9 protein-coding genes and 1 pseudogene are annotated in these 13,353 nt (G+C 74.3%); all 10 read left to right on the forward strand.

All coding sequences use genetic code 11. From position 1 onward, the window contains the following. The first annotated feature begins 23 nt into the window (after positions 1 to 23). The 10 genes and pseudogenes from AAH979_RS00400 (at position 24) to gatA (ending at position 13,349) form a co-directional block, all read left to right on the forward strand. Complete coding sequence (locus tag AAH979_RS00400) at positions 24 to 983, forward strand: electron transfer flavoprotein subunit alpha/FixB family protein (protein WP_346256158.1); 960 nt, start codon at positions 24 to 26, stop codon at positions 981 to 983. A 197-nt stretch (positions 984 to 1,180) separates the two neighbouring features. After that, positions 1,181 to 2,359 carry a cysteine desulfurase family protein gene (locus AAH979_RS00405; RefSeq protein ID WP_346256159.1) on the forward strand — a complete coding sequence of 393 codons (1,179 nt, stop codon included), beginning with the start codon at positions 1,181 to 1,183 and terminating at the stop codon, positions 2,357 to 2,359. A 154-nt stretch (positions 2,360 to 2,513) separates the two neighbouring features. Beyond that, positions 2,514 to 3,593, forward strand: a complete 1,080-nt coding sequence (mnmA, locus tag AAH979_RS00410) for a tRNA 2-thiouridine(34) synthase MnmA (protein WP_346256160.1) — start codon at positions 2,514 to 2,516, stop codon at positions 3,591 to 3,593. A gap of 194 nt (positions 3,594 to 3,787) precedes the next feature. Further along, positions 3,788 to 4,735: a methionine synthase gene (locus AAH979_RS00415; protein ID WP_346256280.1), complete on the forward strand. Its 948-nt coding sequence runs from the start codon at positions 3,788 to 3,790 to the stop codon at positions 4,733 to 4,735. Between the two features lie 35 nt (positions 4,736 to 4,770). Further along, complete coding sequence (locus tag AAH979_RS00420) at positions 4,771 to 5,145, forward strand: VOC family protein (protein ID WP_346256161.1); 375 nt, start codon at positions 4,771 to 4,773, stop codon at positions 5,143 to 5,145. Between the two features lie 54 nt (positions 5,146 to 5,199). Beyond that, entirely contained in the window at positions 5,200 to 6,234 is a 1,035-nt protein-coding gene (locus AAH979_RS00425; RefSeq protein WP_346256162.1) for an ADP-ribosylglycohydrolase family protein, read from the forward strand. A 286-nt stretch (positions 6,235 to 6,520) separates the two neighbouring features. Beyond that, on the forward strand, positions 6,521 to 8,653 hold the full coding sequence (gene ligA / locus AAH979_RS00430) for an NAD-dependent DNA ligase LigA (RefSeq protein ID WP_346256163.1): 2,133 nt from the start codon (positions 6,521 to 6,523) through the stop codon (positions 8,651 to 8,653). Positions 8,654 to 8,831: 178 nt separating this feature from the next. After that, positions 8,832 to 10,877 (forward strand): annotated as a pseudogene (locus AAH979_RS00435) (EAL domain-containing protein); the annotation flags it as partial. Between the two features lie 649 nt (positions 10,878 to 11,526). After that, positions 11,527 to 11,868: an Asp-tRNA(Asn)/Glu-tRNA(Gln) amidotransferase subunit GatC gene (gatC, locus tag AAH979_RS00440; protein ID WP_203865007.1), complete on the forward strand. Its 342-nt coding sequence runs from the start codon at positions 11,527 to 11,529 to the stop codon at positions 11,866 to 11,868. A 5-nt stretch (positions 11,869 to 11,873) separates the two neighbouring features. Continuing rightward, on the forward strand, positions 11,874 to 13,349 hold the full coding sequence (gatA, locus tag AAH979_RS00445; RefSeq protein ID WP_346256281.1) for an Asp-tRNA(Asn)/Glu-tRNA(Gln) amidotransferase subunit GatA: 1,476 nt from the start codon (positions 11,874 to 11,876) through the stop codon (positions 13,347 to 13,349). Positions 13,350 to 13,353: the final 4 nt, after the last annotated feature.

Raw genomic sequence — 13,353 nt, forward strand, 5'->3', positions numbered from 1 at the left:
ACCGGGAATCAGGAGGAGAAGTCATGACCGAGGTTCTCGTCGTCGTCGAGGCCACCCGCGAGTTCGGCGTCAAGAAGGTCACGCTCGAACTGCTCACCCTCGCCCGCGAGCTGGGTACGCCGGCCGCCGTGGTGCTCGGCGGTCCCGGCGCCGCCGCCGCGCTCGGCGACAGGCTGGGCGAGTACGGCGCGGAGAAGATCTACGCGGCCGAGCACGAGGAGATCGACGGCTACCTGGTGGCGCCGAAGGCGACGGTGCTGGCCGAGCTGGTCCGCCGGGTACAGCCGGCCGCCGTGCTGCTCGCCGCCAGCCAGGAGGGCAAGGAGATCGCCGCCCGGCTGGCGGTCAAGCTGGACAACGGCGTACTCACCGACGTGGTCGGACTGGCCGCCGACGGCACCGCCACCCAGGTCGCCTTCGCCGGCTCGACCATCGTCACCTCCAAGGTGACCCGGGGTCTGCCGCTGGTGACCCTGCGGCCGAACTCGGTCACCCCGAGCCCGGCCGCGGCCACGCCCACCGTCGAGCAGCTCGACGTCGTACTCGGCGAGACCGACCGGCTGGCCCGGGTGGTCGACCGGGTGGCCGAGCAGAAGGGCAGCCGGCCGGAACTGACCGAGGCGTCGGTGGTGGTCTCCGGCGGGCGCGGCGTCGGCAACGCCGACAACTTCAAGCTGGTCGAGGAGTTGGCCGACCTGCTCGGTGGTGCGGTGGGCGCGTCCCGTGCGGCCGTCGACTCCGGCTTCTATCCGCACCAGTTCCAGGTGGGCCAGACCGGCAAGACCGTCTCGCCGCAGCTCTACGTGGCGCTCGGCATCTCCGGCGCGATCCAGCACCGGGCCGGCATGCAGACCTCGAAGACGATCGTCGCGGTGAACAAGGACTCCGAGGCGCCGATCTTCGAGTTGGCCGACTTCGGTGTGGTCGGGGACCTGTTCAAGGTCGTACCGCAGGCCGCCGAGGAGATCCGCAAGCGGCGGTAGCCGGCGAGCGGCCCGGCGATGACCGCCCGCCAGCCGCTGTGTGACCTGCGATACCCGGCCGGGCTGCCCCAGGGCACCCGGCCGGGTTCCGTCGCTGGCCAGCGGTTGATCGGCTCGCCGGGCGCCGGCACCGGGGCCGCGGGCACGGCCGGGCGGCCGAGTGGGCCGCCCGGACTCTGGCACTAGGCTGGATGCTGATGACTTACCTTGATCACGCGGCCACCACGCCGATGCTCGACGAGGCGTTGGAGGCGTACGTCGCGACCGCTCGCGAGGTCGGCAACCCGTCGTCACTGCACGCCGCCGGACGGTGTGCCCGGCGCAAGGTGGAGGAGTCCCGCGAGCGGGTAGCCGCCGTCCTGGGCGCCCGGCCGTCCGAGGTGGTCTTCACCGGGGGCGGTACCGAGAGCGACAACCTCGCGGTCAAGGGCATCTTCTGGGCGCGCCGGGCCGGCGCCCCCGGCCGGACCCGGGTGGTGGCGAGCGCCGTCGAGCACCACGCGGTGCTGGACTCGGTCGAGTGGCTGGCCGCCCGCGACGGGGCGACCGCGAGCTGGCTGCCGGTCGACCGTGCGGGCCGGCTCGACCCGGACCGGCTCGCGGCCGAACTCGACGCGCACGCCGACGAGGTCGCCCTGGTCACCGCGATGTGGGCTAACAACGAGGTGGGCACCGTCCAGCCGATAGCCGCGCTCGCCGAGGTGGCCGCCGCGTACGGCATCCCGTTCCATACCGACGCGGTGCAGGCGGTCGGCCAGGTACCGGTCGACTTCGCCGCCAGCGGGGCGGCCGCGCTGACCGTCACCGGGCACAAGCTCGGCGGACCGGTCGGGGTGGGCGCGCTGCTGCTCGGCCGGGACGTCGGCTGCACGCCGGTGCTGCACGGCGGCGGGCAGGAGCGGGACGTCCGGTCCGGCACCCTGGACGCCGCCGGGATCGTCGCCTTCGCCGTCGCTGTCGAGGCCGCGGTCAAGGCTCAGCAGGACTACGCGGCCCGGGTCGCCGCGCTCCGCGACGACCTGGTGGCTCGGGTCCGGCAGGCCGTGCCGGAGGCGCTCTACAACGGCGATCCGGTCGAGCGGCTGCCCGGCAACGCACACTTCTCCTTCCCCGGCTGCGAGGGGGACGCCCTGCTGATGCTGCTGGACGCGCAGGGGATCGCCTGCTCGACCGGGTCGGCCTGCTCGGCCGGGGTGGCCCAGCCCTCGCACGTGCTGCTGGCGATGGGTGCCGACGACGACCGGGCCCGGTCGTCCCTGCGGTTCTCGCTCGGGCACACCTCGACCGCCGAGGACGTGGACGCACTGGTCGCCGCGCTGCCCGGAGTGGTCGAGCGGGCCCGCCGGGCCGGGGCCGTCAAGGCCGCCCGGAGCTGACCGCGCCGTCAAGGCCGACCGGAGCTGACCGCGCTGTCAAGGCCGACCGGCTCGGCCGGCATCCCGGCCGGTGATCCGGGCGACGGCCGGCCCGGTGGCCGGGACGGTCCGTCGGCCGAGCCGGCTACGCTCGTCGGGTGGAGGGGATGGACCGGTGAGGGTACTGGCAGCGATGTCCGGCGGGGTCGACTCGGCGGTCGCCGCCGCGCGGGCGGTGGAGGCCGGTCACGACGTCACCGGCGTACACCTGGCGTTGGCACGCAATCCGCAGACGTACCGGACCGGTGCCCGGGGCTGCTGCACGCTGGAGGACTCCCGGGACGCCCGGCGGGCGGCGGACGTGCTCGGCATCCCGTTCTACGTCTGGGACCTGGCCGACCGGTTCCACGAAGACGTGGTGGAGACCTTCGTCGCCGAGTACGCGGCGGGGCGCACCCCGAACCCCTGCCTGCGGTGCAACGAGAAGATCAAGTTTGCCGCCGTACTGGACCGGGCGGTGGCGCTCGGCTTCGACGCGGTGGTCACCGGGCACCACGCCCGGCTCGGCCCGGACGGGCTGCTGCGGCGCAGCGTCGACCTGGCCAAGGACCAGTCCTACGTGCTCGCGGTGCTGACCCGGGAGCAGCTCGACCGGTCGATCTTCCCGCTCGGCGACTCGACCAAGGCGCAGGTACGCGCCGAGGCGGCCCGCCGTGGCCTGGCGGTCGCCGACAAACCCGACTCGCACGACATCTGCTTCATCGCCGACGGCGACACCCGGCGGTTCCTCGCCGACAGGCTGGGCGAGGCGCCCGGTGAGATCGTCGACGCCCGCACCGGTGCGGTGGTCGGCGCGCACAGCGGCGCGTACGCCTACACGGTGGGGCAGCGCAAGGGGCTGTCGCTCGGTGTGCCGGCCCCGGACGGGAAGCCCCGGTACGTGCTCTCGATCACCCCGAAGACCAACACCGTGACGGTGGGCCCGGCCGAGGCGCTGGAGGTGTCCACGGTGGCCGGCGAGCGTCCGGTCTGGACCGGCGGGCCGGTGCCGACCGCCGCGTTCGACTGCGAGGTGCAGTTGCGGGCGCACGGCCAGGTGGTGCCGGCCACTGTCCGGCTCGACGGGGCAGGGCTCCGCGCCGAGCTGCGCGAGCCGGTCCGGGGGGTGGCGGCGGGGCAGGCGATCGTGGCGTACCGGCCCGATCCGGGTGGCGACGTCGTGCTCGGCTCCGCCACCATCAGCGCCGCCGCCTGAGCCCGGTCCGACCCGTCCCCGGCGTACCCGGGAGGAGGCGGCCGGACGGGGAGGCGCCGGACGGACCGCCGGTGCCGGGATAACCTGCCGACGTGACCGATCAACAGCAGGTGCCCGATCAACTCGCGGAATCGACGGCGGCGACCGGGCCGGCCTGGCCGTGGCCGGTCGGCGCGGCCTCCGGCATCGGGTCGATGCCCGGTACCGACATCGCCGAGGCGCAGCGGATCGTCCTCGGCGAGCTGCCTGTGCCGCACCTGCCCGAGTTGCCCGCCCGGGGACCCGGCGCCGACCTGGTGGGCCGGAGCGCCGGACTGCTGGTGGACCTGCCGGTCGAGCTGTACGCCGCCCGGTGGCGGATCGCCGGCCGGCCGGGGCGGGACCTGCGGCAGGCGCTCGACCTGCTGGAACGTGACCTGGACCAGATGACCGAGCAGGCCGGCGAGTTCACCGGCACCTTCAAGGTCCAGGCGGCCGGTCCGCTCACCCTGGCCGCCAACGTCGAGCTGCCGGTCGGCGGCTGGATGCTCCGCGATCCGGGCGCGGTCCGGGAACTGACCGAGTCGCTCGCCGACGGGCTGCGCGGGCACGTGGCGCAGGTCCGCCGCCGGCTGCCCCGGGCCACGGTGCTGCTGCAACTGGACGAGCCGGCGCTGCCCGCCGTACTGGCCGGGCGGATTCCGACCGAGAGCGGGCTGGGGGCGTACCGGCCGGTCGAGTCGGGGACGGCGGCTGGCCTGCTCCGCACCGTGGTGTCGGCGGTCGACGCGCCGGTGGTGCTGCACTGCTGTGCCCGGGACGTACCGCTGGACCTGGTCCGGTCCACCGGCGCGGTCGCGGTCGCGCTCGACCTGGCCCTGGTGGACCGGCTCGACCCGGTCGGCGAGGCGATCGACGCCGGGCTCGGCCTCTTCGCCGGGGCGGCGCCGACGCTGCCGCCGCCGACCGGGCGCGGGCCGTCGTCGGCCCAGATCGCCGATCGGGTACGCCAACTCTGGGACCGGCTCGGCTTCCCCCGCGCCCGGCTCGCCGAGCAGGTGGTGGTGACCCCCGCCTGCGGGCTGGCCGGCGCCACCGGCGAGTACGCCCGGACCGTCCTCACCGCCTGCCGGGACGCCGGTCGCCGACTCGCCGAGGAGTAGGTTTTTCTGTCACATTCGACGGGCAGGATGGGGGCATGATCGGTCAACTGCGTTCCGTCGTCATCGACTGCCCTGATCCCCGCGCCCTGGCCGGCTTCTATTCCGAGCTGCTCGGGCTGCCCGTCGACGACCGCGCCGCCGATGACGAGGACGGCTGGGTCGTGCTCGGTGGCGGGCCCGGCGAGCACCCCCGGCTCGCCTTCCAGCGGGCGGTCAACCTGCGTGAGCCGCGCTGGCCCGACCCGAGCCGTCCGCAGCAGTTCCACATCGACGTCACCGTGGAGGACGTCGACGCGGCCGAGGCGAAGGTACTGGCGCTGGGCGCCACCCGGCTGCCCGGTTCCGGCCCGGGCTGGCGGGTCTACGCCGATCCCGCCGGGCACCCGTTCTGTCTCTGCTGGGACGACTGACCCGTCCCGCCGAGCGGGTGGCGGCGCCGGAACGACTCGGGGAAGATGGCCGCCATGCATGATCCGGTTGCCGCTCCGACCGCCTCGCCTACCGTTGCCCGCGCCTCCGGTTCGCTGTTCGGGCTGGCCTACGGTGACGCGCTCGGCGCGCCGACCGAGTTCCTGCCGGTCGCCGAGATCCAGCGGCGGTACGGCCCGACCGGCCCCCGCGACCTGGTCGGGCAGCCGGCCCGGGTCACCGACGACACCCAGATGGGGCTGGCGGTCGGCTGGGCCCTGCACGACGCCGGTCCGGCGGTCACCCCCGAGCTGCTGGAGCCGCTGCTCCGGCGGCGCTTCGTGGCCTGGGCACAGAGCCCGGAGAACGATCGCGCTCCCGGGATGACCTGCCTGCGCGCCTGCGGCGGGTTGGCCGAGGGGTTGCGCTGGCAGGCCGCGACGGTCGCCGACTCGAAGGGCTGCGGCGCCAACATGCGGGTCACCCCGGTCGGCCTGGTCCCCGGCTACGACCTGGAGACTCTCGCCGGGGTCGCCCAGTTGCAGGCCGGGCTGACCCACGGGCACCCGACCGGGCTCGCGGCGAGCGAGCTGACCGCGTACGCGGTCCGGGTGCTGCGGGACGGCGCCGCGCTGACCGAGCTGCCCGGCCTGCTGCGCGAGCGGGCCGTACGGCAGCGCACCGTCTACCGGGCGGACTGGCTCGGCGACCTGTGGCAGCGGCCCGCCGTCGACGACCCGGTCACCTTCATCACCCGGGGCTGGGACGAGTGCCTCGGCGTGCTCGACGCGCTCGACGCGGCGTTGGCGCTGCCCGACGACGGCAGCACCGATCCGTGCGCGGCCACCGGTGCGGGCTGGATCGCCGAGGAGGCGCTGGCCACCGCGCTGTACTGCGCGATCCGGCACGCCGGCGACCCGGTGTCGGCGCTGGCCCGGGCCGCCACCACCTCCGGCGACTCCGACTCCATCGCCTGCCTGGCCGGCGCGTTCGTCGGTGCGGCGTACGGGATGGCGGGCTGGCCCGCCGACTGGCTCGACCGGATCGAGTACGCCGACCAGCTCAGCACCCTCGGCGCGGCCTGGGACTGACCGCCGCCACACCAGTGCTTCAGCGCAGGGAAACGAGGCCCCGGTCCGGCCCGCGCTGAGCGGACTGCTCGACGCCCTGCGCCGGGCGGCCGCACCGGAGCCGGCCGCGCGGTAGTGCGCCGTGCATCCGGCGGTGCGCACCTGGTCAGGGCCGGGAACCGGCGTCCGTGCGGCCGGCGTCCGCCGGGCCGGCCGGCGAGGGTAGCGGTCCGGAGGCGGTTCGGACCGGTCCGGTGTGCGGGTCCGGACCGGCGGTTACGTTTGCGGGGAGGACGAGGAGGTCGAGGTGTCCGAGGAAGCGATCCCGCAGCAGGTCGGGCCGGAACAGGAGGCGGCGGCCGGCGAGGAGCCGACCGCCGGGGCGCGGGACCGGCACGCCGAGCTGAGCACCGAGATCACCGACCACCAGTACCGGTACTACGTGCTCGACGCGCCGATCGTCTCGGACGCCGAGTTCGACGCGCTGCTGCGCGAGCTGGAGGGGCTGGAGGAGCGCTATCCGGCGCTGCGTACCCCGGAGTCGCCGACCCAGCGGGTCGGCGGCACGTTCTCGACGCTCTTCACCCCGGTGCCGCACATCGAGCGGATGATGTCGCTGGACAACGCCTTCACCCAGGACCAGTTGACGGGTTGGGTGGAGCGGATCGAGCGGGACGCCGGCGGCCCGGTGGACTACCTGTGCGAGCTGAAGGTCGACGGGCTGGCGATCAACCTCACCTACGAGCGGGGCCGGCTGGTCCGGGCCGCCACCCGGGGCGACACCCGGATCGGCGAGGACGTCACCGCCAACGTACGCACCCTGCAGGAGGTGCCGGAGCGGCTGGTCGACGGCACCGATCCGGTGCCCGAGCTGCTGGAGGTGCGGGGCGAGATCTACTTCCCGGTGGCCGCCTTCGCCGACCTGAACGCGGGGCTGGTCGAGCAGGGGAAGCCGCCGTTCGCCAACCCGCGCAACGCGGCGGCGGGCAGCCTGCGGCAGAAGGACCCCCGGATCACGGCGAGCCGGCCGCTGCGGCTGGTCGTACACGGGCTGGGGGCGCGGCAGGGGTTCGCGCCGGTGGCCCAGTCCGAGGCGTACGCGGCGCTGCGCGGCTGGGGGCTGCCGACCAGTGACCGCTGGCGGGTGGTGCCGGACCTGGCCGGCATCCAGGACTACATCGAGTACTACGCCCAGCATCGGCACGACGTCGAGCACGAGATCGACGGGGTGGTGGTCAAGGTCGACCCGGTGGCCATCCAGGGCCGGCTCGGCTCGACCAGCCGGGCGCCGCGCTGGGCGATCGCCTTCAAGTACCCGCCGGAGGAGGTCACCACCGAGCTGCTCGACATCGAGGTCAACGTCGGCCGGACCGGTCGGGTGACCCCGTTCGCCGAGCTGCGGCCGGTGAAGGTGGCCGGCTCGACGGTGGCCCGGGCGACCCTGCACAACGCGCACGAGGTGGAGCGCAAGGGCGTGCTGATCGGCGACACGGTGGTGATCCGCAAGGCCGGTGACGTGATCCCGGAGGTTCTCGGGCCGATCGTCGAGCTGCGCCCGCCGGACGCCCGCCGGTTCGAGATGCCGACCCGCTGCCCGGCCTGCGGCACCGCGCTGGCGCCGTCCCGGACCGGTGACGTCGACATCCGCTGCCCGAACACCCGGACCTGCCCCGCCCAACTCCGCGAGCGGATCTTCTACCTGGCCGGCCGGGAGGCGCTGGACATCGAGGTGCTCGGCTTCAAGGCGGTCGGCGCGCTGCTCGACGCCGGGGCGATCACCGACGAGGGCGATCTCTTCTGCCTGGACGAGGAGCGGCTGGCCCGGGTGCCGTTCTTCGTCAAGAAGGACGGCACGCTGGGCCGGAACGCGCAGAAGCTGCTGGAGAGTCTCGCCGCCGCGAAGGACCGGCCGCTGGCCCGGGTACTGGTGGGGCTCTCGATCCGGCACGTCGGCCCGACCGCGGCCGAGGCGCTGGCCCGGGAGTTCGGTTCGGTCGCGGCGATCGAGGCGGCCGGCGAGGCGGAACTGTCGGCGGTGGACGGTGTCGGGCCGACGATCGCGGTCAGCCTGCGGGAGTGGTTCGACGTGGACTGGCACCGCGAGGTGCTGCGCAAGTGGGCCGAGGCGGGCGTACGGATGGCGGAGGAGCGGGTCGAGCAGGGTCCGCGCCCGCTGGAGGGGCTGACCGTGGTGGTGACCGGGACACTGTCGGGGTACACCCGGGACCGGGCGGCCGAGGAGGTGCGGATCCGGGGCGGCAAGGTCAGCGGGTCCGTCTCGAAGAAGACCGACTTCGTGGTGGTCGGCGACAACCCGGGCTCCAAGGCGGAGAAGGCGGCCGCGCTGAAGGTGCCTATGCTCGACGAGGCCGGCTTCGCGGCGCTGCTCACGGAGGGGCCGGAGGCGGCGGGTAGGCTCGTAATAAGTGACGATCAGTGATGGGTTAATCAGCTCTCCGTAACAGAATCGTCTGGGCAAGATGCGCCGTATTTCAAGTTAGTCACGACTAGGTCCGATTCGCGTCTGTCGCCCCCCGTGCGGCCCGGGTCAGGGCGTTTCATGGGGGGCACGCCGCGCGGCAGCCGCCGCGCCCAGACCGAGAGGCTCGGGAGGTCACATGGAGGCCGCCGTGCTGCGGAACTCCGTCCCTCCAGATCGGACGGCGCCGTTCTTCGGCTTCGTCTGGGCTGTCGTCGGCCTGGCCGTCGGGGTCTCCGCCGTGTCGCTGCTCGCCCTGCCCGGCGAGCTGTCCCGGCTGCCGCTGGCGTTCTGGCTGATGGCGGCCCTCGCGGTCACCTTCGACGCCCGCCCGTTCAGCCCGCACGCCGAGCGGCGCAGCATGTCCGTCTTCCCGTCGATCTGCTTCACCTTCGCCATCGCCCTGGAGTGGGGGCCGGGGCCGGCCATCGTGGTGCAGGCCGCCGCCGTGCTGGTCTCCGGCTGGCGGATGCGGTACGCGCCGTGGCGCACGATTTTCAACATCGCCCAGTACGCCTGCGCGCTGGCCGCCGCCGAAGCGGTCGTCCGGCTCGTGCCCGGCGACGGGTTCGGGTCCACCGGCCGGCTCCGACCGCCCGACGTGCTGGTCGCGGTCGGCGCGGCGGGGGCCTGGCTGACCGTCAACCACGGTCTGGTGGCCAGTGCCGTCCGGCTGCGCTTCGGCGGCCGGTGGTGGACCCGGATCCGGCAGGGGCTCGGCTTCGAGCTGCTCGCCACCGGGTCGCTGCTGCTGCTCGCCCCGGTGCTGGTCGCCGCCGCCCGGACCAGCCCGGCGCTGGTACCGATGATGGTGCTGCCGCTCTACGCGGTCTCCCGGATGGCCCGGCTCTCCGCCGAGCGGGAACAGCTCGCCCGGCAGGACCCGCTGACCGGGCTGGCCAACCGCGAGGCGCTGCTCGCCGAGGTGACCGAGCAGGTGGCAGTGCACGCCGAGCTGGCCGGCAAGCAGGCGCCCGGGGGCCAGCTCGCGCTCCTGCTGCTCGACCTCGACCGGTTCAAGCACGTCAACGACGCCCTCGGGCACGCCGTGGGGGACCGGCTGCTGGTCGAGGTCGCCGCCCGGCTGACCACGGCGGTACGCCCGCCGGACGTGATCGCCCGGCTCGGCGGGGACGAGTTCGCCATCCTGGCCACCCGGCTCGACGGGGTGGCGGACGCCCGGCGGGTGGCCGACCGGGTCGTCGGGGAGCTGACCGACCCGGTGCCGCTGGACGGGCTGCCGCTGGACGTCGGCGGCTCGATCGGGATCGCGCTCTATCCGGAGCACGGCGCCGACTTCGCCACCCTGATGCGGCACGCCGACGTGGCGATGTACGACGCCAAGCACCGGGGCGACCCGGTGGCGGTCTACGCCGCCGAGTCCGACCACAACTCGGCCGAGCGGCTGAGCCTGCTGGCCGACCTGCGCCGGGTGCTCGAGACCGGGGCCGACGACGCCGGTGAGATCACCCTCTACTACCAGCCGCAGATCGCGATCGCCACCGGCGAGGTGGTCGGGGTGGAGGCGCTGCTGCGCTGGCGGCACCCCCGGCGCGGCATGGTCGACCCGGAGGAGCTGATCCGGGTCGCCGAGCAGAGCGCGGTGATGCGGCTGCTGACCCGCCGGGTCGTCGACGACGTGGTGGAGCAGCTCGCGAAGTGGTCCGCGGCCGGACTGGAGCTGCGGGCGGCGGTCAACGTCAGCGTCCGCGACCTGCACACCGGGGAGATCGCCGACCAGATCGCGGAGCGGCTCGCCCAGTACGGTGTACCGCCGTCCCGGATCCAGCTGGAGATGACCGAGGGCGCGTTGATGGCCGACCCGCGCCGGGTGCTGGCCACCATCTCCCGGCTGGACCGGATCGGGGTGGCGATCTCGCTCGACGACTTCGGCACCGGTTACTCGTCGATGCAGCACCTGCGGCGGCTGCCGCTGGCCGAGGTGAAGGTCGACCGGTCGTTCGTACTCGGGATGGTGGCCGACGCCGACGACGCGGCGATCGTCCGGTCGGTGATCGAGCTGGCCGGTGCCCTGGGACTGCGGGTCGTCGCCGAGGGGGTGGAGGACGAGCGCACCTGGCGGCTGCTGCACGAGGCCGGCTGCGAGGCGGCGCAGGGCTGGTTCTTCGCCCGGCCGATGCCGGCGGAGGACCTGGTCACCTGGCTCGCGCGGTACCGGCCGATCAGCCCCGCCGCCCGGCTCGGCGCCGGCGGCTCCGGTCCGGTCGGCGCGGAGCGGCCCGGCTCCGGTGGCCGGACCGAGCGGAACGGCGGCCCGGGTGAACAGGACGGCGACCGGGCGGCGCAGAGCGCCGATCCGGCGGCAACGCGGACCACGGACTCGGCGGCAACGCGGACCACGGACTTGGCGGCAACGCGGAACGGCGACGCGACGGCAACCCGGAACGGCGACGGCGCGGCGCAGTTCGGCGAGCGGCCCGGGCCGCCGGACCGGCCCGCCGGGGTGGACGATCCGACGACCGAGCTGGACGTGCTGGCCGCCCCGGTCGATCCGGCCGCGCCGGTGACGAGGCCCGGCGGACCGGCGAAGGCCGAGGCGGCGGCCCGGCTGCATCCGAGCGTGGAGTGAACGCCGGCTCTCGCCCGCCGCCCGCCGGTCCGGCCCGTTCGGGGTCGGATCGCTCAAGCCGGATCGTTCGGGGTCGGATTGCTCGGGCCGGATTGCTCGGGCTGGTCGGTGCCGCGGGGGAGTCGGGGGCGGCGGCGCTCGGGGTGACAAATAGACTCGCTCAGGTCACGGCGCGCGTGCCACGCTGCGCCGGGAAAGTCGACGGCGGAAGCCGCGTAGACGTCAAGGCATGAAGGGGGCACCGATGTCCGCCATCTCCCGCGAGGAGGTCGCGCACCTGGCGCGACTGTCGCGGCTCGCCGTCACCGAGGAGGAGCTGGACACCTTCGCCGGCCAGCTCGACGTGATCCTCCAGGCCGTCGCGCGGGTCGGCGAGGTGGCCGCCGCCGACATCCCGCCGACCTCGCACTCGGTGCCGCTGACCAACGTGCTCCGCGACGACGTGGTGGTGCCCGGGCTGACCCGGGCGGAGGCGCTCTCCGGGGCACCGGACAGCGAGGAGGACCGGTTCCGGGTGCCGCGCATCCTGGACGAGGACGAGCCGCCCAGCCCGCGCGGTGAGGGCCCGGCGGAAGGGAAGGCGTGACCACCATGGCTGACGTGACCAGGATGACCGCGACCGAGATCGCGGCCCTCATCGCCGGCGGCGAGGCGTCCGCGGTCGAGGTGACCCAGGCGCACCTGGACCGGATCGCCGCGGTCGACGACCGGGTGCACGCCTTCCTGCACGTCGATGGCGACGGTGCGCTGGAGGCGGCCCGCGCGGTCGACGCGAAGCGGGCCGCCGGGGAGGAGCTGGGCCCGCTGGCCGGGGTGCCGGTGGCGGTCAAGGACGTGCTCACCACCAAGGGCGTACCGACCACGGTCGGGTCGAAGATCCTCCAGGGGTGGCGCCCGCCGTACGACTCGACGATCGTGCGCCGGCTGCGCGCCGCCGGCACGGTGATGCTGGGCAAGACCAACATGGACGAGTTCGCGATGGGCTCGTCGACCGAATACTCGGCGTACGGGCCGACGGGCAACCCGTGGGACCTGGGCCGGATCCCGGGCGGCTCCGGCGGGGGCAGCTCGGCCGCGCTGGCCGCGTACGAGGCGCCGCTGGCGATCGGCTCGGACACCGGTGGCTCGATCCGGCAGCCGGGGGCGGTGACCGGCACCGTCGGGGCGAAGCCGACCTACGGCGGGACCTCCCGGTACGGCCTGGTCGCCTTCTCGTCGTCGCTGGACACCCCCGGTCCGTGTGCGCGTACCGTGCTGGACGCGGCGCTGCTGCACGAGGCGATCGGCGGGCACGACTGGCGGGACTCCACCTCGATTCCGGCGCCGGTGCCGGACGTGGTCGCCGCCGCCCGGGCCGGCGCCACCGGCGACCTGACCGGGGTGCGGCTGGGGCTGGTCACCGAGTTCTCCGGCGAGGGTGCCGAGCCGGGCGTGATGGCCGCGTTCCGGGACGCCGTCGACGCGCTGACCAAGCTCGGCGCCGAGATCGTCGAGGTCTCCTGCCCGCACTTCCAGTACGCGCTGCCGGCCTACTACCTGATCGCGCCGAGCGAGTGCTCGTCCAACCTGGCCCGCTTCGACGGGGTGCGGTTCGGGCTGCGGGTCGGTGACGACGGCGCGCACTCGCTGGAGGAGGTCATGTCGCTGACCCGGGACGCCGGCTTCGGCCCCGAGGTCAAGCGGCGGATCATGCTCGGCACGTACGCGCTCTCCTCCGGCTACTACGACGCCTACTACGGGCAGGCGCAGAAGGTGCGTACCCTGATCACCCGCGACTTCACCGCCGCGTTCGAGCAGGCCGACGTGCTGATCTCCCCGACGACGCCGTTCGTGGCGTTCCCGTTCGGCTCGCGCACCTCGGACCCGTACCAGATGTACCTGGCCGACCTCTTCACCATCCCGACCAACCTCTACGGCGGGCCGGGCATCTCGGTGCCGTGCGGGCTCTCCGAGGGGCTGCCGGTGGGCTTGCAGATCATGGCGCCGACGATGGCGGACGACCGGATGTACCGGGTCGGCGCCGCGCTGGAGTCGGTGATCGGCACCCTCACCCCGCCGGAGCTCTAACGTC

This window comes from Plantactinospora sp. ZYX-F-223 (assembly GCF_039649625.1).
Taxonomy (GTDB): Bacteria; Actinomycetota; Actinomycetes; order Mycobacteriales; family Micromonosporaceae; genus Plantactinospora.